Raw genomic sequence first — 21,813 nt, 5'->3', positions numbered from 1 at the left:
GAGAGTCGTTATGAGTGTTAAGGCAGCAGGCATGGGCGGTGGCATGGATATCAACTCCATGGTCACTAAAATCGTGGATGCTGAGCGTGCACCTAAACAAGAGCGTATCGTCAAACGCATGAATGATGTCGAAACCGACATCAGTGCGTTTGGCCGCTTAAAAGAATCTCTCGATAAACTCAAAACCCAAATGTATGACTTTCGTCGCAACGAAGGTTTTGCGGCGAGAACCACATCCGTTAGCAATCCAGACGCACTTGGCGCGAGCGCGACGCCAGATGCCATCCCCGGTCGTTATCAAATCGATGTTCAGCAATTAGCGGGTGCACATAAACTTGTGTCACCCGGTGTTGATGCTGACGCGTCTCTCGGTAGTGGCAAGCTCACCATCACCATGGGTAATCGCACCAGTGTGATCGATGTTCCCCAAGGCAAAGACAGCTTGGCAGACATCGTGCGTGCGATTAATAGCGACCCTAAAAATCCTGGTGTACAAGCGTCGCTGATCCAAGATGATAGCGGTGCACGCATGGTGTTGAATGGCAACAAAACGGGGGCGGAGAATCAGGTGGAAGTCAATGTTGATGCGCAAGTGGGGAGTGCGCTTCATCAGTTAGGCTTCAAAGCAGGTCAAGCCAATAATGGCATGGCACAAATGCAAGCCGCACAAGATGCCAAGATACTGATTGATGGTATCGCGTCAGTCTCCAGTGCCACGAACACCTTTGATAATGCGATTGAAGGCGTATCACTGGAAGTTGCGCAAACCAGTGATAAACCGCTGGCACTCGCCGTTGAACATGATCGAGAATCTGTGCGCTCGACAATTACGTCGTTTGTAGACAATTACAATGCGTTTTTCCGTGTCTCGCAAGCGGTCAGTAAGTATGACCCTGAGACCCAGCAAGGTGGCCCTTTGGTGGGGGAAAGTGTTATTCGAACGGCAACTAGTCGATTGCGCAATCTTTTCTCGTCACCGATTGAGCAAGCCCCGGAGGGAATGAAAACCCTGAGTGAGCTTGGTGTCACTACCACTATGGACGGTCGTCTAGAAGTCGACAACAAGGTGCTTGATCGGCAACTGCGTCAAAACTTTAACGCATTGGAAGGTTTTTTTGGTGGTAATGATGGCTTTGCGCGTCAGCTTGAACAAGTCGTCGGCGGCTTTACCGGTGCGGGTGGCGCGATCAGTAATCGTGAGAGCACGTTGTCAGAGCAAAAGCTTCGCCTTCGTGATGACCAGCGAGAGTTAGACCGACGCATGGAAAATTTAGAGTCGCGCACCATGCAGCGTTTTTCTGCGATGGAAGAAGCGACATCGCAAATGCGTTCACAGTTACAAGCTATGCAAAACATTATGCCGGGTTAATGATGACCCAGGTATCCGAATGGCTCGACGCACTCGAGCAAATTGATGAAGCAATTGCGCAGCAATTGAACATGAGTGACATTGATTCAGAAAAACTGGCTCAGCAATTGCATGACAGACAAGCGTTGCTTGAGCAGATTGCAGCGTCGCCACAAGCGCCGAATCAACAGCAATGGTCTCAGGCGCTAGCAAGAACAGAAACGCTCATTGATGCACTCGAGGGGCAGAAAGCCGATGCTGCCAAGCGCTTGTTACAGCAGCGCAAGGGGAAGCAGTCTGTGCAGCTGTATAAGAAATTTCAATAAGTGAGGAAGACTATGAGAGGCTCACTACAGGCCTATAAAAAGGTCTCTGTTGACAGTCAATTAAGCGCCGCGTCGCCTCATAAGGTTATCCAAATGCTGATGGCCGGGGCCATTGAGCGCTTAATTCAGGGCAAAGCCGCCATGGCACAAGGCGACTTATCCGTCAAAGGTGAGCGGTTAGGTAAAGCGTTAGATATCATTATTAATCTGCGCGCATGTCTATCAATGGATGATGGCGGCGATATTGCTGATAACCTAGACGCCATCTATGACTTTATGATTCGTCAGGTGAGTACCGCGAATTTGGAAAACAAACCGGAACCCATCGACGATGTGATTGAGCTATTAAGAGAAATAAAATCCGCTTGGGATCAAATTCCTTCCAAATACCATAATATGACCCAAGCGACCAGTTAAACTGCCTATCAAACGACTGACATGGCACTGGAGTCACAGGTTTACTGTGTCTCCGGTTGCCTTATGCGCGTTCTCTATTACAATGTCTTGATTAAAATTGAGATTGTTGTTGCTTCAAAGCGACACAATTATAAAAAGTTATCAGGGCAGACGTATCTCACACATGCAAGATTTAGCAAAGATCCTTGTTATCGATGACGATGACCAGTTTCGTCACGATCTCGGCGTGATACTCGACTTTATCGGCGAGCGTTACGCGCTTCACTCGACCGCGGATGTCAGTGATGCACTTTGGGAGCAAAACTGGGGCGCATGTTTTCTTGGTCACGTCCGCTCAACCCCTTTACTTGAAAAAGTACTTGAGCAGCTTGCTACCTATCATCACGTGCCTGTGATTGCGATTCGGCGCCACGATCGTGAGCTTTCAGGGTTACCTAACTATGTGGGTGAACTTGGGCTACCTTTGAACTACCCGCAATTATTCGATGCACTCCATCATTGCCGCGAGTTTGCCGGTAAACAGGCGTTCAGTATTCCACAGTTGTCTGGCGATAATACCGCCTTTCATAATATGGTGGGCAAAAGCGACGCCATCGAACAGGTCCGTCACCTTATTGATCAGGTCGCTTCTACCGAAGCCAGTGTTTTGATCCTCGGTGAATCTGGTACCGGAAAAGAAGTAGTGGCGCGCCATGTACACCATGCCTCGTCACGGGCATCTGGCCCCTTTGTGCCTGTTAATTGTGGCGCGATTCCAGGCGAGTTGTTGGAAAGTGAACTTTTCGGCCATGAGAAAGGCGCCTTCACGGGAGCAATTTCTGCGCGCAAAGGGCGTTTCGAGCTGGCGGAAGGCGGAACGCTGTTTTTGGATGAGATCGGTGACATGCCGATGTCAATGCAAGTCAAATTGTTACGCGTGTTGCAAGAGCGTACGTTTGAGCGCGTGGGAGGCAATAAAAGTATTCGTGCTAATGTTCGCGTGGTCGCTGCGACTCACCGTACATTAGAGACGATGATCAAAGAGGGCGATTTTCGGGAAGATTTATATTACCGACTCAATGTCTTCCCGATCGAAATGCCGGCGCTACGCGAGCGAATTGATGATATCCCGCTATTAATCCATGAGCTAATGTCTAGGCTTGATGTGGAAGGCAATGGCCGGATCCATATTTCCCCTCGGGCGATTAATTCGTTGATGGAACATGAATGGCCAGGCAATGTTCGCGAGCTGGCTAATCTCATTGAACGTTTGGTTATCTTGTATCCTGGGCAAATGGTCGATGTGAACCATTTGCCAGCTAAATATCGCTACAGTGATATCCCTGAATTCCAGCCTGAGGCCTACTCGGTCGAAGATACTGAAATGGCGGAGCGTGATGCGCTAACGGCGATGTTTCATGAGCCGGATGAACCTGCATTTGAAGAGGACATGCCAGGTTTTGCCGACAGTCCAGGGTTTACAAGCTTGCCACCTGAGGGGGTGAATTTGAAAGAAACCCTCGCCGAGGTCGAGATTGATTTGATTAAGCAGGCCCTCGAGGCACAAGCCGGCGTGGTTGCCAGAGCCGCTGACATGCTAAGTATGCGGCGAACGACCTTGGTAGAGAAAATGCGAAAGTACGGATTGAATAAGGAAGAGTTAATCTAAATCGGCGAGGCGTCAAAAAGCGGAGTCAAAAAAATGACTTCGCTTTTTTGTCTTCAACTAGCTGATAGTATTGGCGATTTTTATGGCATAATCTCTGCTTAAGTGAGTAAAACCTTGATCGAAACGTGTGTTGCCTAAATGGAAACCCAATCTTCGCCACTGGGATCAGTGGATCAACAAGTCACTCGGTATAAGCAAGTTCTCGATGTGATGCCAGCAGGCGTTATTTTGCTTGATGCGAATGGTCGTGTCGCTGAAGCCAACCCAGAGGCGCATCGTCTCCTTGGGGAACCGCTTACTCAGCAGCGCTGGTTTGATGTCATTCAGCGTGCCTTCTCGCCACGAGATGATGATGGGCACGAAGTGTCTCTAAAAGATGGCCGTCGTGTAAAGTTGGCTATCTCAGCGTCCGATTCGGGGCAGCTTATCTTGATCACCGACATGACAGAAACCCGTCTATTGCAATCTCGTGTTAGCGATCTGCAGCGATTATCGTCATTAGGGAAAATGGTGGCGTCGCTGGCACATCAAGTGCGTACGCCGCTATCTAGCGCGATTTTATATGCGTCGAATCTTGGCGCGCCCAACCTCAACGATGCGACACGGCAGCGCTTTCAATTCAAACTGTTAGACCGGCTACATGACTTGGAAAAGCAAGTGAATGATATGTTGTTGTTTGCGAAGGGTGGCGACAACAAAGTGGTTAAAGTGTTTACCGTTGAGCAGTTGTTTAACGAGTTCGAGCCGATGGTGGATGCGGTGATTCAAGGTCACGATGTTGACTTCGCCATCAACAGCGATGACGAAAGCCTATCCTTACTCGGCAATCCCAATGCGCTGGCGAGTGCGCTGAGTAACTTAGTGGTTAACGCTGTGCAAGTGGCCGGGAAGGGATGCCAGGTGGTGGTCGATGCACGCCAGCAGGGGGATAATTTATTGTTATCAGTGGCGGATAACGGCCCCGGCATTGCCCCTGAACTGCAAGCGAAAGTGTTGGAGCCTTTTTTTACCACACGACAGCAAGGTACAGGTCTTGGCCTCGCCGTTGTGCAAATGGTGTGTCATGCCCATGATGGCAAACTCACCTTACAATCAGAGCCTGAAAAAGGGGCCTGTTTTACATTGTGTTTGCCGATCGCCAAAGGCGCGGCGGCAGAGCAGGGTAAGAGCGTAGGAGAAACACAATGAGCCAAACCACAGTGCTAATTGTTGAAGATGATGAAGGCTTGCGCGAAGCGCTTGTCGATACCCTGGCATTGGCTGGATACCATTGGCGTGAGGCTGATAGTGCGGAACAAGCCTTGGTCACTTTAAAATCCGAGCCGATTGATATCGTTGTCTCAGATGTGCAGATGGCGGGGATGGATGGCCTGGCTCTGCTACGTTCTATCAAAACGCATTTGCCCAATTTACCTGTTTTGCTGATGACGGCCTATGCCAACATTGAAGATGCGGTAGCAGCGATGAAAGAAGGGGCCATTGATTACATGGCCAAGCCGTTTGCGCCCGAGGTCTTGCTTAATATGGTTAGCCGGTATGCACCGGTGAAAAACGATGACTCGGACGCTATCGCAGAAGACCCGAAAAGTGTGGCGTTATTAGCGCTCGCCGACAAAGTCGCCAGTACTGACGCCAACGTGATGATCCTTGGTCCATCTGGCTCAGGGAAAGAAGTGATGGCACGTTATATTCACGAGCATTCGGCACGCTCAAGTGCGCCTTTTGTCGCGATTAATTGCGCTGCTATTCCGGAGAACATGTTAGAAGCGACACTTTTTGGCTATGAGAAAGGGGCATTTACCGGGGCCGTGCAAGCGTGCCCGGGAAAATTTGAGCAAGCCCAAGGTGGCACTATCTTATTGGATGAAATCAGTGAGATGGATTTGGGGCTACAAGCCAAACTGCTCCGTGTGTTACAAGAGCGAGAGGTGGAACGCCTCGGGGGGCGCAAAAGCATTCAGCTTGACTTGCGCGTGCTTGCCACTAGCAACCGCGATCTAAAAGACTATGTTGCCCAAGGACACTTTCGTGAAGACTTATATTACCGTCTGAATGTGTTTCCCATCACGTGGCCCGCGTTATATGAACGCCCAGGTGACATCATCCCGCTGGCAAACTATTTATTATCACGGCATTGTCAAAAGCAAGGGTTGCCTTGCCCGACGTTACACCCAGATGCAGAGCAAAAATTATTGAGTTACGCATGGCCGGGTAATGTGCGGGAGCTGGACAACGTGATGCAACGTGCCTTGATACTGGCAACCCAATCTCATATTCAAGCGACAGACATTTTACTCGAAGGGCAAGACTGGCAAGATGCCTCGAGTTTACAAAGCAAGGTGATGGATAGCCAATCAACCGTTTCGACGGCAACGCCATCTTCCGGACCCAGTCATGATGCGATGGAAGCGCAGTCTAATGGTGTAGGGTTAGGAAATGAATTACGCGATCAGGAGTTTTCCATCATATTGGAGACCATTCGAGCCTGTGAGGGGCGGCGTAAAGATGTAGCGGAGCGCTTAGGGATCAGCCCCAGGACACTGCGCTATAAGCTCGCCAAAATGCGCGACGCCGGGATTGATATTCCCCAGTAATCACCCAAAGTCGTCAGCCTTTGCGAAAGTGGTCTCAAAGTTGCACATAGTAAGCTGACTGATGAAAATCTGACTGAATTGACAAAATATTGACACAGGAAGGATCGACGATGAAAGCGAATGCCTTGACGCAAGAGATGCAAGCCATGGCGGCAGCGGCGAAGAATGTCTCTCAGCCTGCAACCGGTCAACAAGTCAGCCAAGAATTTGGCGATATGCTTGCCAGTGCGATTAACCATGTAAATGGATTACAAAAGACGTCGGGTGAGCTTGCCACACGGTTCGATGAAGGTGACCGCAATGTAAGCTTATCGGATGTCATGATTGCTCGAAACAAGTCGAGTGTGGCGTTTGATGCCACCGTGCAAACGCGCAACAAGCTCGTTGAGGCGTATAAAGAACTCATGAATATGCCTGTTTAATGTAGGAATTAATCAGTGGCTGAAGAGAACCAAAACACCGATCTGGCGGTTTCAGATGGCGCAGCAGCACTGCCATCAACCGATGCGGCATTAGACGCAGAGCAAAGCACGCAAGATCCGGACGCATCAGAACAGTCAGCATCGTCAAACTCGATATTTGGCGATCTTGACATGGTGCGCCAGTTGATCTTGGTGTTAGCGGTTGCGATTTGTGTCGCACTGATCATGATGCTGTTTTTTTGGGTGCAGGAGCCCGAAATGCGGCCACTGGGCACGTACGAAACAGAAGAACTGATCCCTGTTTTGGATCACCTTGACCAAAACAAAGTTGAATACCAATTGGATGGTAATACCATCCGTGTCCCCTCAAGCGACTATTCCTCGATTCGTCTCGGTTTAACCCGGGTGGGGCTGAATACCAGCACGGCCGAGGGCGATGAAATCTTGCTCAATGACATGGGGTTTGGCGTCTCGCAAAAACTCGAGCAAGAACGCTTAAAACTCAGCCGTGAGCGACAGCTCGCCGCCGCGATTGAAGAAGTGCGGCAAGTGCGAAAAGCACGTGTCTTGTTAGCGATGCCCAAACAGAGTGTCTTTGTGCGCCACAATCAAGAGGCATCGGCCACGGTATTCTTAACCTTGGGAGGGACGAACACCTTGGGTCAAGAGGAAGTGGATTCCATTGTTGATATGGTCGCCTCTGCCGTCCCCTCGCTAAAACCCACGCGCGTCACCGTTACCGACCAACATGGTCGCTTGCTAAATTCTGGCAGTGAAGATCCTGCGTCAGCGGCGCGACGCAAAGAGTACGAATTGGAACGTAAACAAGAACGTCAATTGCGCGAAAAAATCGACTCAATACTGATCCCCGTACTAGGGCTGGGCAATTATACCTCGCAAGTCGACGTGTCACTGGATTTCAGTTCGCTAGAAGAAACGCAGCGTCAGTTTAACCCCAACACACCGGCAACACGCAGCGAATATACGCGCGAAGATTATAATGGCTCGGATCGTGTAGCGGGTATTCCAGGGGCGTTAAGCAACCAACCGCCGGCTGATGCCTCTATTCCGGAAGACGTTAGGGATCTTAAAAATGGTGCAGGCGGTACCGGGTCAGTGAGCCGTGAAGCCACCCGCAACTTTGAACTCGATACCACCATTCGCCACCGCCGCGCACAGTCAGGCGTTATTGATCGGCAAACTGTTTCTGTGGCGGTGAACTTTAAACAAAGTGTCGACCCTGAAACGGGAGACACGGTTAAGCAGCCTTTGTCAGATGACGAACTAGCCAAAATCCGCCGTCTCTTAATGGGTGGGGTCGGCTTTAGCGAACAACGTGGGGATGTACTTGAAGTCATCGCCGTCCCGTTTGTTGAGCCAGAGCAAGCAGCAGAGCAAGATGTGCCGATTTGGGATCACCCCAACTTTAATGACTGGGTACGTTGGTTAGCGGCCGCCTTGGTGATCATTGTGATAATCGTGGTCTTGGTGCGTCCAGCGATGAAAAAGTTGCTTTATCCAAATACCGACGAAGATGGCAATACAGTGGGTCCCAATGGCGAAATCCTTGGCCCAGATGGCTTACCTATCACCCCAGATGGGGATGATGTTGGCTTGATAGGCTCTGAGCTTGACGGTTCCAGCAACTTTGCGATGTCAGCGTCGGATGTTGAGCTGCCAAACTTACATAAAGATGAAGACTTGTTAAAAGCGGTGCGGGCGCTGGTGGCCAATGAGCCAGACTTGGCCGCACAAGCGGTGAAAAATTGGGTAACCGAAGATGGCAAATGAAGTCGCAACCACAGGCGGTGATGAGCAAGCTGGCTCAAACTTCGATATCAGCTCGTTGAGTGGAATTGAAAAAGCCGCCATTTTGCTGCTCAGTTTAAGTGAACAAGACGCCGCAAGTATCATTCGCCACCTTGAGCCGAAACAGGTTCAACGGGTGGGCGCGGCCATGACCTCGATGACCGACCTTAACTCGGACAAAGTGGCCGCCGTCCACCGTGCCTTTTTAGAGGAAATCCAAAAATACACCTCGATTGGGATGGGGAGTGAAGACTTTGTGCGCAACGCCCTGGTGGCAGCTTTGGGTGAGGACAAAGCGAATAACTTGGTCGATCAGATTTTGTTGGGCAGTGGGTCGAAAGGCTTGGACTCATTGAAATGGATGGATCCGCGCCAAGTGGCCAGCATTATTATTAACGAGCACCCGCAAATCCAAACCATCGTCTTATCCTATTTGGATCCCGAGCACTCAGCAGAGATCCTCTCGCAATTTGTAGAGCGTGACCGCCTCGATTTAATGATGCGGATTGCCAACCTTGAAGAAGTGCAACCGGCAGCACTGCATGAACTGAATGAGATCATGGAGAAGCAGTTTGCAGGTCAAGCGGGGGCACAAGCGGCCAAAATTGGTGGCTTGAAAGCGGCAGCGGAAATCATGAACTACATGGACAACAGCGTCGAAGGGGTGTTGATGGACTCGATTCGCGATCAAGACGAAGAGATGGCCTCACAAATCCAAGACTTGATGTTCGTGTTTGATAACTTGATTGATGTGGACGACCGTGGGGTGCAGACCTTGCTACGTGATGTACCACAAGAAGTGCTGCAAAAAGCGCTCAAAGGGGCGGAAGATAACTTGCGCGAGAAAATCTATCGCAACATGTCTAAACGTGCAGCAGAAATGTTGCAAGACGATATCGAAGCCATGGGGCCAATCCGTGTCTCTGATGTGGAAGGGGCGCAGAAAGAAATCTTATCGGTTGCGCGTCGTCTTGCCGATGCCGGTGAAATTATGCTTACCGGAGGCGGCGGCGATGAATTCGTCTAAGCCGTATTTGTAAGGGGCACTGATGAGTTTAGAAAAACGCCGAGGCTATATCCGTGTTGATGAGGCCGATGCCGAAAGCATTGATAAGTGGGCATTGCCCCCTTACAACGAAGGCGAAAACCTGCCCAAAGACACCGCACTCAATTACGATCCCAGTTGGGAGCCGGACGTTGAGGTGGAGCCGGAGGAAAACGAGCCAGCCCCCGAGCCTTTAACCGCCGATGCCCTCGAGGCTATTCGCCAGCAGGGCTATGACGAAGGGTATGAAGAAGGCAAGCAGCTGGGGCATGCCGAGGGCCTAGAGGCCGGTTTAGAACAAGGGCATGAGAAAGGCCATGAAGAAGGAAAAAAGGCGGGATTTGAGCAAGGCCTCGCCGATGGACAAGCACTGATTGAAGCGCGTTGCCAGCAGCTTGACAGTATTCTCAATCAACTAAGTCATCCGTTAGAAAAGCTCGATATCGATGTCGAGCAACAATTGTTGGTGATGGTCCAGACCTTGACCAAATCATTGACTGGGGTTGAGCTTGAGACCAACCCGCAGGTGATTCTACACACCTTACGGGCCGCCATTGCCGCTTTGCCAGTGGCCGAGCATCCGGTTACTGCCGCTTTGCATCCAGATGACTATGCCATTGTTACCGACGCGTATGACGACGATATGCTGGCCGCCCGCGACTGGACCTTGCAATCAGAGCCCGCACTCTCGCGTGGAGACGTCCATGTAAAAGCCAAAGACTCAGTCGTTGACTATCGCTATGCTGACCGCGTGGACGCGTTATTAAGAGAGTTTCAAGGGCAGAATCAACCCCGACAATCCGCACCATCAGACGGCGCAACGGTAGAGCCTGTTGATACCGGCGCCTATGCCAGCGAACCGGCGGCCCCCGAGCGAGAGCCGTCGAATGACGAACCCGTTGAGCAAGACACCACGGCCACGCCGCAAGATGAAGCCACATCGACTGAGGATCCAGGACAATCATCATGAGCCAACTCGCTGAGCGGTTAAAACAATGTCAGCTTGATAATTTAGCCCCCAAGCCAGTGGCGTCGGGAAAATTGGTGCGTATGGTTGGGCTGACACTTGAAGCGATAGGCTGCCGCGCGCCCATTGGGTCTGTTTGCTCGGTTGAAACCCTTAATGGCACCATTGAAGCTGAAGTGGTGGGCTTTGCTGGTGAGCTTTTATATCTGATGCCCAACGAGCAAGTATCAGGGGTGTTGCCAGGGGCAAGAGTGACGCCCTTGTCCGAACGTAGCCAGCTTTCCGTTGGTATGGAGCTGTTGGGGCGTGTTATTGATGGCATGGGGAATCCGCTGGATGGTAAGGGCGATATCTACACGGATAAGCAAGCAAGCTTAGAAGGTATGCCGATAAACCCCTTATCGCGCCAACCGATTCGTGAACCGCTCGATGTCGGGATAAAAGCCATTAATGGCCTACTGACGGTGGGGAAAGGCCAGCGTATTGGTTTGTTTGCCGGTTCCGGGGTGGGTAAGTCTGTCACCTTGGGGATGATGACACGCGGCACCACCGCACAAGTGGTGGTCGTGGGCTTGATCGGTGAGCGTGGCCGCGAAGTAAAAGAGTTTATTGATGATATTTTAGGCGAAGAAGGCCGTGCACGGGCGGTGGTTGTTGCCGCGCCAGCGGACTCATCACCCTTGGTAAGGCTTAAAGGCTGCCAAACGGCGTTAACCATTGCCGAATATTTCCGCGACCTCGGTCTCGATGTTCTTCTGTTGATGGACTCATTGACGCGATTTGCCCAAGCGCAGCGTGAAATTGCATTGTCAGTAGGTGAGCCGCCCGCAACCAAAGGGTATCCACCTTCGGTGTTTGCACGTTTGCCCTCGCTGGTGGAGCGAGCCGGAAACGGGGCCGTGGGCCAAGGATCGATCACGGCCTTCTTTACCGTCCTCACCGAAGGGGACGACTTACAAGATCCCATCGCCGATGCGGCGCGTGCAATATTAGATGGGCACATAGTGTTATCGCGTGAACTCGCAGATAGCGGTCATTACCCGGCGATTGATGTGGAGCGCTCGGTCAGCCGAGTGATGCCGAACATTACCAGTGATGAGCAAATATTGATGTCGAAAGCGGTGCGGCAAGTGTTGTCCGTGTGCCGAAAAAACCAAGATTTGGTCTCCATTGGCGCGTATAAGCCGGGTAGCGACGCAGCGGTTGATCAGGCTTTCAACTTAAAACCTAAGCTAGACAACTATTTACAGCAAGGTATTAAAGAAGTGGTCCCTTTCGACATGTGTGTCAACATGTTGCGTTCAACGTTGCAGAGCTAATGTATGGCAGATCATGCGCTTCAACTTTTACTAGAAAAAGCCCAAGAAGATGAAAAGCAAGCCCAACTCAGTGTGAGCGCGGCTCAGCAATCGCTTGATGATTACTACCGCCAGTTGGAGCAAATTGAACAGTACCGGCTCGAGTATTGCCGTCAGATGTCTGAGCGTGGTCAGTCAGGACTATCGGCCAGCGCCTTTGGTCATTTAAATAAATTCATTGTTCAGCTTGATGAAACTCTTGCAAAACAACGTGATGCGGAGCATCAATTTAAAGACCATTTAGAGCAGTGCCGTCAGACATGGCAACAAACTCGCCAGCACCGGCAATCACTAGAGTGGCTGATAGAAAAACGAGAACGTGAGGAAGCAGAGCGTGCTCGCTATCAAGAACAGCGACAAATGGATGAAATGGCAGCGATTATCGCACGTCGACGCCCCTCGCCCTTCTCTTGACAATAAAATGGCGCGATAATTGCTTTCTCATTACTGACGCGCCAGCTGATGGCAAGCTGACGCATAGGTACCCATAGGTAATGATGAGAAACTTATGACGCAGTCAATGCTGACACTTTCCAATGTTTCGAGTAAAACCCCGTCTGCGCCTAATGAGGGCGCGTCCAGTGAGGTGAAAGGAGAGCAAAGTGCCGGCTTTTTGTCCGCTTTGCATCAATCCCTCAATGGAAGTGAAGGACAAGAGGAGTCAATCAAGCTTACCTCTGATGGCAAAACCTTACTCGTCGATGGTCAGGCCATTGATGCGGAAGCCATGTTGGCTGACGGTGTATTCAGCGAGGCTGAGATGGAAAAAATTGCCGATATGACGGCAATGGAAGAAAGCCAATCCTTATTAATGCGTTTGAATCAAGCGGCGGACATGCTTACTGGCAAAACCTTGCCTGCCGGTGGGGATACCACGGCATTATCTGCCGATGCATTACCGATGAGCGACGCTGACAGCAACGCTCGAGTAGATCTCCAGGGTCAAGAGGATGAGGTAGACAAACAAGCACTGCTTGCCGAACTCTCTAAAGCGCTGCCGGATGAGGTTTCCGCGGAGGAGGTATTGGCACAGTTATCGCCCGAACAACTCGCCGCGTTAGTCGCCCAGGTTAAAGCCACGCAAGATCGTGGCGCCGCATTGGAACGAGGTGCTGGGCGCCAAGTGGCGCTTGATAGCAGTGGTGAGGAGCCTAAAGGGAGGCAATCTCTCCCAGTGGATGGGCCGGCGATCAAATGGGCGGCCATGAAGGCGCAGCAGGAGAGTCAACATGGGGCTGCCGCCGATAAGATGGCGCCCGGTGAGTCTGCCTTAGGCGATGCTGCGTCAGTCAATAAAGAGTCTGCGCTCAAAGATTTGTTAGCCAAAGAAGCGTCGGCTAGCAAAGCCAATGAGTTGGCTGATAAATTGCGTCAGGTCGCGGGGACACAACAAAATGCAACCGCGCTAGATGCTAAAGCCAATGTGGCGAACCCTAGTGCTTCTTCGTTGTTGGCAGGGCAAAACAGTCAGTCAGACAGTCTGAGCAAAGCGGCATTAAAAGCGATGGCAGAACAAGCCGTTCAAACTGACGCAGCCTTGGCTGCAGGCAGCGCAGCAAGCGCGGCGGAAGGTGCCTCACGAGGAGAGAACTTGGCCCAGCAGCTGGCAAGCAGTCTAGGCACACCAAGCGCGAATGCGGCGACAGCACGACAAGATATCCAGGTAGCTCAAAGTGCGCAGGCCCCGCTACCTTTGGGGCAAACGCCTAGCGAAGCTGGCGCGGCATTGACTGAGCGAATCAATGTGATGTTGTCCAAAAACCTGAAGCAAGTGGATATTCGTCTCGACCCACCCGAGCTTGGACGCATGCAAATTAAGTTGGGGATAAACAACGACCAAGCCTCTGTGCATATCACGGTGGCGAACCAGCAAGCGCGTGATGCTGTCGAGCAAGCGATGCCAAGATTGCGCGATATGTTGCAGCAACAAGGGCTACAGTTAGCCCAGGGGTCGGTTCAACAGCAAGACAGTGGCGCACAACAGATGGCCTCTGGCCAGCATGGTGATGGTGCTGGCAATGCAGGTGGGGCACCACGTGGCAAGACAGGGCCGGATGATGGCGATGATATCATGCTAGCCGGACAAACGCTGAACGTCTCACACAGTGATCGCGCCGTCGATTACTACGCTTAAATAACAAGGAGCAAGACCAGCCATGGCAGATGATAACGCAACCCCAGAGCAAGGTGGGAGCAAGAAAAAGCTGATCATTATCATTGTGGCCGCCGTTGTATTGCTCGCAGCGGCAGGCGGTGCGGCGTTCTTTTTCCTCTCTGGTGATGATGGCGGCCAAGAAGACATTGTGCTCGAGGAGCAAAGCAATGCGCTGCCGGCGATTTATGTCACCTTACCTAAACCGTTTGTCTTTAATGTCACTGGGGATGAACAACAGCGACTGGTGCAAGTCAACACCCAGTTGTTAGTGCGTGGTAGTGAGATGGAAACCCTAGCGAAGGATAACTTACCTCTGATTGAGCACGCGCTTCTTAATACGTTTGGTGCGGCCACGGTGGAGCAACTGCGCACACCACAAGGCCAACTCGAAATTCGTCGTCAGTCGGCAGAAAATGTGCGCGCGGCCTTAATCAAAGTAACGGGCGAGCCGGTGGTGGAGCGGGTGCTCTTCACTGGATTTGTGATGCAATAGGTGATGATGTGACAGACTTACTCAGCCAAGACGAGATTGATGCGCTCTTACACGGTGTTGATGACGTCGAAGAGGAAGATAACGAGCCCGAGGCCGATAAAGACGGTGCCGTCTCCTTTGATTTCTCGTCACAAGACCGCATTGTACGTGGGCGGATGCCGACGCTCGAGCTTATCAATGAGCGCTTTGCCCGTCATATGCGCATTAGCTTGTTTAACATGCTGCGGAAAACTGCCGAGGTATCAATCAACGGCGTGCAGATGATGAAATTTGGCGAGTATCAAAATACCTTGTACGTGCCGACCAGTTTGAATATGGTGCGTTTTCGCCCGTTAAAAGGCACCAGCTTGATCACCATGGAAGCTCGTCTGGTGTTCATTTTGGTGGAAAACTTTTTTGGTGGTGATGGGCGCTTTCATGCGCGTATTGAAGGGCGAGAGTTTACCCCAACCGAGCGACGTGTGATCCAGATGCTGCTTAAGTTGATGTTTGAGGATTACAAAGACGCTTGGGCACCGGTGATGGAAGTGGCGTTTGAGTATTTAGACTCGGAAGTAAACCCGGCGATGGCCAACATTGTCAGCCCCTCAGAAGTGATTGTGGTGAGTTCATTCCACATTGAGCTTGATGGTGGTGGCGGTGATATTCACATGGTCATGCCTTACTCAATGCTGGAGCCGATTCGCGAACTGCTCGATGCTGGGGTGCAAAGTGACAAGATGGATACCGATGTGCGTTGGAGTAAAGCGCTGCGGGATGAGATCTTGGATGTGAATGTTGAATTGAGTGCCAAGCTATTGGATGTCACCTTATCGTTGCGCGATCTGATGGAGCTGCAAAAAGGCGATGTGATCCCGGTTGATATGCCGGATGCGTGTACCGTGTTCGTGGAGGACTTGCCGACCTATCGGGCGAAAATGGGGCAGTCTAGCGATAAACTGGCGCTAAAAATTGTGGAAAAACTTAAACGCCCTGAAATGGCGAAGTCTGATATTTCGTTGTTGCAGGACAAACCTGAGCTACTTGATGATCTCGAGGAAGACTTACCCATTGATGATAAACAAGGTAATGCTCAGTGATCAGAACCAGTAAAAAAGGGTGAGACGTCATGGATCAAAATGATGTAGATGATGATTGGGCTGCAGCCCTGGCTGAGCAATCTGATGCCGAGGGCTCAGATGATGTACAAGCGGCACCACTAGAAGAGCTCACTGATGACAGCGAGCAAAAAATGGGGGCGGATGAACAGCGGAAACTGGATGCTATCTTGGATATTCCGGTCACCATTTCCATGGAAGTCGGACACACACAAATAAACATCCGTAACCTGCTCCAACTTAACCAAGGCTCGGTGGTCGAACTAGACAGATTAGCGGGTGAGTCGCTCGATGTGTTGGTTAACGGCACCTTGATTGCTCACGGTGAAGTGGTGGTCGTGAACGATAAGTTTGGTATCCGCCTCACGGATGTGATTAGCCAGACTGAGCGGATTAAAAAACTACGATAGGGATGACGGTGAACCGACGCGTTTGGGGTGTACTCTTGGTGCCAATGCCCGCTTGGGCGGCGGCGCCCGAGGTCAGTATAGTGACAATGCTATTGTCGCTGGGGCTAGTGCTGGGGCTTATCTTTGCTCTGGCTTGGTTGCTGCGACGGTTAAAAGTGCCGGGGCTGGCACAGCAAGGTGATGGAATCACGATCGTCAGCCAATTGGCGGTGGGTCAAAAGGAGCGCATTCTGGTGGTTGATATCCACGGTGAGCAATTGGTTGTCGGCGTGACGGCAACCAGCGTGAACTTGTTGAAAACACTTGATAACCCTCTTCCAACTGCGACGCCAGCGTCTGACAAGCATTCTCGCTTTGCCAATCAGCTTAGTCAATTGTTGAATCGAAAATGACCATACGAATGTTATTGGCCACTTGGGTCTGGGTAACAGCCACCTTATTTACGCCATTTGCTGCTGCTGAACAAGAAGCGACGCCAGCACAAGAAAGCATCACCACCGAATCGATTAGTGAAAGCGGTGAGGCGGCACGTTTAGAAGTGGGCCGCAATACGGGAGGCGGGATCCCCGCGGTCACGATGCGTGTGAACCCGGATGGCAGTGAAGACTACTCGGTCACGTTGCAAATCTTAGCAATCATGACCGCTTTAGGGTTTTTACCTGCAGTTGTCATTCTGATGACGTCGTTCACCCGGATTGTGGTGGTGATGGCGATTTTGCGTCAAGCAATGGGGTTACAGCAAACACCCTCTAATCAGGTGATCATCGGTATCGCGATGTTTCTAACCTTGTTTATCATGTCGCCAGTCATTGACAGAATGAACACTGAGGCGATTCAGCCGTATATTAATGAGCAGGTTACCGCGCGAGAAGCGTTTGCTCGGGTACAGGTGCCGCTGCGTGAGTTTATGCTTAGGCAAACGCGGGTTAAAGATTTGGAAACCTTCGTCAATATGTCTGGGGCGCAAGTAGATGAGCCTGAACAAGTGCCGATGACGGTACTGATCCCAGCGTTTGTCACATCAGAGCTGAAAACCGCGTTCCAAATTGGTTTTATGTTGTTTTTGCCATTTTTGGTCATTGACTTGGTCGTGGCGTCGGTACTGATGGCGATGGGTATGATGATGCTATCGCCCATGATAGTGTCATTACCCTTCAAGTTGATGCTATTTGTTCTGGTTGATGGGTGGAATCTTATCCTCTCCACCTTAGCCGCCAGTTTCGGCTAAAGGAGGCAGCGATGGCCCCAGAAGCGTTTGTCGAGCTTTTCCAAGATGCGCTCTATTTGGTGTTACTCCTCGTCTCAGCGATTGTGGTGCCTGGTTTGTTGGTTGGCCTGATTGTCGCCATCTTTCAAGCGGCAACCTCGATTAACGAGCAAACGCTGAGCTTTTTACCGCGTTTGATCGCGACCTTTATTGCGCTGATGTTTTTTGGCCACTGGATGACGCGAATGCTGATGGAGTATTTCTATCGCTTGATTGACCATATCCCTAACATTCTGTATTGACGAGGCATGCCATGGAATATCCTGCCTCGGTGATTTTATCTTGGATGGCTAACTACTTTTGGCCCTTTACCCGTATTTCGTCAATGATGATGGCGATGACCTTCTTTGGCGCGCGCTTTGTGCCAGTAAGGATCCGCCTCTACCTCTCGTTAGCGATTACCTTTGCGGTGATGCCCGCGCTACCGGCCGCCCCCGAGAATATCGAGCTGGTCTCGTTTGCCGGTTTTACTGTGTTGGCTCAGCAAATAGTGATTGGCGTGGCCATGGGGATGGTGACGCAGTTTATCACCCAAACCTTTGTGGTATTGGGACAAATTCTGGGTATGCAATCGAGTTTGGGCTTTGCGTCGATGGTCGACCCTGCCAATGGGCAGAATACACCCTTACTGGGTCAATTTTACTTGTTTTTGGCTGTGATGTTGTTTCTTGCCACCGATGGCCATTTAAAAATGCTTAACCTGGTGGTGATGAGTTTTGACACCTTACCGATTGGCGAAATGATTGGCGCTGCCGATTACCGCAGTTTGGCACAGTGGTTTGGCATCATGTTTAAAGTTGCACTCAGTATTTCCCTAGCCGGCGTCATCGCCTTGTTGGTAGTTAATTTGTCATTTGGTGTAATGACGCGGGCTGCGCCGCAGCTAAACATTTTCTCTCTTGGCTTCGCTTTTGCATTGTTAATGGGGTTGCTGATCAGCTGGTATTTGCTGTTCGGTATGTTGACGCATTACAACAATCATTGGGAAACAGGGTTGAACCAAGTTTGTTCGCTGATTCGAATTAACTGTGGATAGAAGCTGATGGCAGAGAGCGACGGTCAGGAAAGAACAGAAGACGCCACACCCCGAAGGCAGGAGCAGGCGCGGGAAAAGGGCCAAGTACCGCGCTCAAGAGAACTGGCTTCGGTTGCCGTATTGGTAGTGGGCGCAATCAGTTTGATGTGGTTTGGGCAGGCGTTGGGCGAAGCCTTGATGGCACTGATGACGCGGCTCTTTTCCCTGTCGCGCGCGGAGGTGTTCGACAGCTCAGAGCTGATGCTGGTGGTGGTCGGAGAGTTACTGCACCTGATTATGCCTCTGGGGCTTATCTTGATTGTCTTATTTGTCTCCGGTCTGGTGGGCGCGGCCGGGCTCGGTGGCGTGAGTTTCTCCTGGGAAGCGGCGAGACCTAAACTGTCGAAAATGAGTCCGCTTTCTGGGTTCAAGCGTATGTTTGGTACCCAAGGCTTGGTCGAGCTATTGAAGTCTGTCCTCAAAGTGCTGTTGGTCGCGGGCGTGGCGACCTATCTGGTTTATGTGAACCTGGAAGACTTCTTTGAGCTGACTATTGATACCTTCCCCAGTAATCTCTATCACGCGCTCGACATATTACTGAATTTCATATTGCTCGTGTGCTGCTCGCTGTTGGTTGTGGTGGTCATTGATGTGCCGTTTCAAATTTGGCAACACAATGAGCAGCTTAAAATGACCAAGCAAGAAGTAAAAGACGAGCATAAAGAAACCGAAGGCAGCCCAGAAGTGAAAGGGCGAATTCGTATGTTGCAGCGAGAGATGGCGCAACGCCGGATGATGGCGGACGTTCCTCAAGCCGATGTGGTCGTGACCAACCCCGAACACTACTCCGTGGCGTTACGCTACAACAGTGATATCGATAGTGCGCCCGTTGTGATAGCCAAAGGCTCGGACTTTACTGCATTGAAAATACGAGAAATTGCGGCTGAATATGACATTGCCATCGTCCCCGCCCCCCCACTGGCGCGGGCATTGTATTTTAGCACCGAGCTTGAGCAACAGATCCCTGATGGTTTGTTTACCGCCGTTGCGCAGGTCTTGGCGTATGTCTTCCAGCTTAAGCAATACAAAAAAGGACGGGGTCGACGACCCACTCGTCCTGATGACGCTTATTTACCTATCCCTTCCGACTTACAACATGACTGAGCGTCGCTGAGCGCGGTCATGTCAGCGTAGTGCCAAAATGCTGACACTTTGTTGCCTTTTTTTGGCGTAAAACTTGCTTCCTCTGCATTCCCGTTTTGATTATACGCGGCACCAGGCCCGCGTTCACCAATCATGGATTTGAACGCTTAACATGTTAAAAGCTAACTGGCGATTGCCATTTTCTGACAAAGTGCCTTACCACCGATTGGGAGCGATGCCGGCTATCGGCGCGCCTGCACTGGTATTAGCGACCTTAGCGATGGTGGTTCTGCCAGTCCCGCCAATGCTTCTCGATTTAATGTTCTCGTTTAACATTGCATTGTCGCTGGTGGTACTGCTGGTCACCATTTATACACGTCGCCCACTTGAGTTTGCGGCTTTCCCAGCGGTGCTCTTGATTGCAACGTTAATGCGGCTGGCTCTTAACGTTGCTTCCACGCGTGTGGTCTTACTCTATGGCCACGAAGGACCCGATGCAGCAGGCCAAGTGATCGGTGCCTTTGGCTCGGTGGTGATTGGCGGTAACTATGCCGTGGGCTTGGTGGTGTTTCTGATTTTGATGATCATTAACTTCATGGTCGTCACCAAAGGTGCGGGCCGGATTTCAGAAGTGACCGCGCGTTTTACCTTGGATGCATTGCCAGGTAAACAAATGGCGATCGATGCCGACCTAAACGCCGGGCTTATCGACCAAGAGCAAGCAAGGTCACGACGCCAAGAAGTCACGCAAGAAGCGGATTTTTATGGCTCAATGGACGGTGCGTCTAAATTCGTTAAAGGCGATGCCATCGCCGGTATCTTGATCCTTTTCATCAACATTGTGGGTGGCTTGTCTATCGGGATGGGCCAACATGGCTTGGGTTTTTCCGAGGCGTTGGAAGTATATACCTTACTGACCATTGGTGATGGTCTGGTTGCACAAATACCGTCGTTGCTGCTGTCGATAGGCGCCGCCATTATGGTGACGCGACAAAACACCGAAGAAGACATGGGCCAACAGGTGGTGTTCCAGCTGTTTGATAATCCGCGTGCGTTGATGATTGCCACTGGTATTTTGACGGTGATGGGCCTAGTACCAGGGATGCCTCATTTGCCTTTCTTATTGCTGGCAGTGATTTGTGGTGGCCTGGCATACTGGAAGTACAAGCAGTATCAAAAAGCACAGCAAGCGCCGGAGCAAACTGATCTTCCCGAAGCGGCGCCCGCCAAGCCGAAAGAGTTATCGTGGGATGATGTACAGCCGGTGGATGTTATCGGACTGGAGGTTGGATATCGCCTCATTGCCATGGTCGATCGTGATCAGGGGGGAGAGCTGCTCGACCGAGTCAAAGGCGTGCGTAAAAAGCTGTCGCAAGATTTTGGTTTTTTGATCCCACCGGTACATATTCGCGACAACCTTGAACTGCCACCCCATAACTATCGCATTACCTTAATGGGGGTCGCTGTCGGAGAAGCCGAAGTCCACCCTCAACATGAACTTGCGATCAACCCAGGTCAAGTGTTTGGTCCTATCGACGGAGAGCCCACCCAAGATCCGGCTTTCGGCCTTGAGGCGGTTTGGATTGAGCCAAGCCAACGGGAGCATGCGCAAGCACTCGGTTACACCGTGGTTGACTCTGCCACTGTGTTGGCCACCCACCTTAGCCAGATGCTGACTAACAACGCCGAGCGTTTATTGGGTCACGAGGAAGCACAAAACCTGGTCGATATGCTAGGTAAGCAGGTACCGCGCTTGGTTGAAGGACTGATCCCGGATCAAATTCCCCTCAGTGTGTTAGTCAAAGTGCTGCAGAACTTACTCAGTGAAGCGATCCCTATCCGTGACATTCGTACCATCGTGCAAACCATGGCCGAGTATACCGGCAAGAGTCAAGATCCTGACATTTTAACCGCTGCGGTCAGGATTGCATTGCGCCGTCTGATCGTTCAAGAAATCAATGGCAGCGCCCCTGAACTACCAGTCATCACGCTTGTTCCTGAACTGGAACAGATGTTGCATAAAACTATGCAGGCATCGGGTGGCGAGTCGACAGGCATTGAGCCGGGTCTGGCTGAGCGGTTGCAGTCTTCGTTAGCTGAGGCGACGCAACAGCAAGAGTTGCAAGGAGAGCCGGCCGTATTACTAACGTCTGGCGTGCTACGAGCGACATTGGCGAAATTTGTCAAAAACACAATACCGACGCTGCGAGTGTTGTCTTATCAAGAAGTGCCCGATGAGAAACAAATTCGTATCGTTAATGCGGTTGGCAACAATTAACATCGTTTATGAGTAGGGCAG

General features: G+C 51.2%; 21 protein-coding genes and 2 pseudogenes. All 23 read left to right on the top strand.

Translation table 11 applies throughout. From position 1 onward, the window contains the following. Positions 1–10: 10 nt before the first annotated feature. The 23 genes and pseudogenes from fliD to flhA all read left to right on the top strand — a co-directional run bounded on the left by fliD (position 11) and on the right by flhA (position 21,792). Complete coding sequence (gene fliD, locus BZG74_RS04490) at positions 11–1,369, top strand: flagellar filament capping protein FliD (RefSeq protein WP_077771526.1); 1,359 nt, start codon at positions 11–13, stop codon at positions 1,367–1,369. Further along, on the top strand, positions 1,369–1,674 hold the full coding sequence (locus BZG74_RS04485) for a hypothetical protein (RefSeq protein WP_077606536.1): 306 nt from the start codon (positions 1,369–1,371) through the stop codon (positions 1,672–1,674). Before fliD ends, BZG74_RS04485 begins: the two co-directional genes overlap by 1 nt. A 12-nt stretch (positions 1,675–1,686) precedes the next feature. Next, entirely contained in the window at positions 1,687–2,091 is a 405-nt protein-coding gene (fliS, locus tag BZG74_RS04480) for a flagellar export chaperone FliS (RefSeq protein ID WP_077771525.1), read from the top strand. 163 nt (positions 2,092–2,254) lie between these two features. Continuing rightward, entirely contained in the window at positions 2,255–3,739 is a 1,485-nt protein-coding gene (locus tag BZG74_RS04475) for a sigma-54 dependent transcriptional regulator (protein WP_077771524.1), read from the top strand. A gap of 138 nt (positions 3,740–3,877) precedes the next feature. Further along, complete coding sequence (locus tag BZG74_RS04470) at positions 3,878–4,927, top strand: sensor histidine kinase (protein ID WP_077771523.1); 1,050 nt, start codon at positions 3,878–3,880, stop codon at positions 4,925–4,927. Beyond that, positions 4,924–6,081, top strand: a pseudogene (locus tag BZG74_RS04465) (sigma-54-dependent transcriptional regulator); the annotation flags it as partial. The gene BZG74_RS04470 and the pseudogene BZG74_RS04465, both read left to right, overlap by 4 nt. 78 nt (positions 6,082–6,159) lie before the next feature. After that, positions 6,160–6,333: pseudogene (locus BZG74_RS15950) on the top strand (helix-turn-helix domain-containing protein); the annotation flags it as partial. Positions 6,334–6,443: 110 nt separating this feature from the next. Continuing rightward, positions 6,444–6,755: a flagellar hook-basal body complex protein FliE gene (gene fliE, locus BZG74_RS04460; RefSeq protein WP_046074949.1), complete on the top strand. Its 312-nt coding sequence runs from the start codon at positions 6,444–6,446 to the stop codon at positions 6,753–6,755. A gap of 15 nt (positions 6,756–6,770) precedes the next feature. Further along, positions 6,771–8,546: a flagellar basal-body MS-ring/collar protein FliF gene (gene fliF, locus BZG74_RS04455; RefSeq protein WP_077578003.1), complete on the top strand. Its 1,776-nt coding sequence runs from the start codon at positions 6,771–6,773 to the stop codon at positions 8,544–8,546. Continuing rightward, the gene (fliG, locus tag BZG74_RS04450; RefSeq protein WP_046074947.1) at positions 8,536–9,591 is read left to right on the top strand and encodes a flagellar motor switch protein FliG; all 1,056 of its coding nucleotides are present in this window, start codon (positions 8,536–8,538) and stop codon (positions 9,589–9,591) included. The genes fliF and fliG overlap by 11 nt, the downstream gene beginning before the upstream one ends. Before the next feature lie 22 nt (positions 9,592–9,613). Continuing rightward, positions 9,614–10,579 (top strand): flagellar assembly protein FliH, encoded by a 966-nt coding sequence (locus BZG74_RS04445; RefSeq protein WP_077771521.1) that lies wholly within the window; start codon positions 9,614–9,616, stop codon positions 10,577–10,579. After that, positions 10,576–11,895, top strand: a complete 1,320-nt coding sequence (fliI, locus tag BZG74_RS04440; RefSeq protein ID WP_077771520.1) for a flagellar protein export ATPase FliI — start codon at positions 10,576–10,578, stop codon at positions 11,893–11,895. The genes BZG74_RS04445 and fliI overlap by 4 nt, the downstream gene beginning before the upstream one ends. A 3-nt stretch (positions 11,896–11,898) precedes the next feature. Beyond that, positions 11,899–12,348 carry a flagellar export protein FliJ gene (gene fliJ / locus BZG74_RS04435; protein WP_077771519.1) on the top strand — a complete coding sequence of 150 codons (450 nt, stop codon included), beginning with the start codon at positions 11,899–11,901 and terminating at the stop codon, positions 12,346–12,348. Positions 12,349–12,442: 94 nt separating this feature from the next. Continuing rightward, the gene (locus BZG74_RS04430; RefSeq protein ID WP_077771518.1) at positions 12,443–14,068 is read left to right on the top strand and encodes a flagellar hook-length control protein FliK; all 1,626 of its coding nucleotides are present in this window, start codon (positions 12,443–12,445) and stop codon (positions 14,066–14,068) included. A gap of 22 nt (positions 14,069–14,090) precedes the next feature. Continuing rightward, positions 14,091–14,582, top strand: coding sequence for a flagellar basal body-associated protein FliL (gene fliL / locus BZG74_RS04425; RefSeq protein ID WP_077771517.1), 492 nt, complete (start codon positions 14,091–14,093; stop codon positions 14,580–14,582). A gap of 8 nt (positions 14,583–14,590) precedes the next feature. Then, the gene (fliM, locus tag BZG74_RS04420; protein WP_077771516.1) at positions 14,591–15,661 is read left to right on the top strand and encodes a flagellar motor switch protein FliM; all 1,071 of its coding nucleotides are present in this window, start codon (positions 14,591–14,593) and stop codon (positions 15,659–15,661) included. A 29-nt stretch (positions 15,662–15,690) separates the two neighbouring features. Then, positions 15,691–16,089, top strand: a complete 399-nt coding sequence (gene fliN / locus BZG74_RS04415; protein WP_046074940.1) for a flagellar motor switch protein FliN — start codon at positions 15,691–15,693, stop codon at positions 16,087–16,089. Between the two features lie 8 nt (positions 16,090–16,097). Further along, positions 16,098–16,481, top strand: coding sequence for a flagellar biosynthetic protein FliO (fliO, locus tag BZG74_RS04410; protein WP_158020628.1), 384 nt, complete (start codon positions 16,098–16,100; stop codon positions 16,479–16,481). Next, positions 16,478–17,317: a flagellar type III secretion system pore protein FliP gene (fliP, locus tag BZG74_RS04405; protein ID WP_077771514.1), complete on the top strand. Its 840-nt coding sequence runs from the start codon at positions 16,478–16,480 to the stop codon at positions 17,315–17,317. Before fliO ends, fliP begins: the two co-directional genes overlap by 4 nt. 11 nt (positions 17,318–17,328) lie before the next feature. Beyond that, positions 17,329–17,598, top strand: coding sequence for a flagellar biosynthesis protein FliQ (fliQ, locus tag BZG74_RS04400; protein WP_046074938.1), 270 nt, complete (start codon positions 17,329–17,331; stop codon positions 17,596–17,598). Between the two features lie 11 nt (positions 17,599–17,609). Further along, positions 17,610–18,392, top strand: coding sequence for a flagellar biosynthetic protein FliR (gene fliR / locus BZG74_RS04395; protein WP_077771513.1), 783 nt, complete (start codon positions 17,610–17,612; stop codon positions 18,390–18,392). A gap of 6 nt (positions 18,393–18,398) precedes the next feature. Next, positions 18,399–19,535 carry a flagellar biosynthesis protein FlhB gene (gene flhB / locus BZG74_RS04390; RefSeq protein WP_077771512.1) on the top strand — a complete coding sequence of 379 codons (1,137 nt, stop codon included), beginning with the start codon at positions 18,399–18,401 and terminating at the stop codon, positions 19,533–19,535. A 151-nt stretch (positions 19,536–19,686) separates the two neighbouring features. Then, on the top strand, positions 19,687–21,792 hold the full coding sequence (flhA, locus tag BZG74_RS04385) for a flagellar biosynthesis protein FlhA (protein WP_077578012.1): 2,106 nt from the start codon (positions 19,687–19,689) through the stop codon (positions 21,790–21,792). Positions 21,793–21,813: the final 21 nt, after the last annotated feature.

Source organism: Salinivibrio sharmensis, from assembly GCF_001995985.1.
GTDB classification, from domain to species: Bacteria; Pseudomonadota; Gammaproteobacteria; order Enterobacterales; family Vibrionaceae; genus Salinivibrio; species Salinivibrio sharmensis.
Note: the sequence above shows the minus strand (reverse complement) of the source record. Positions and strands in the feature narration are given on the sequence as shown.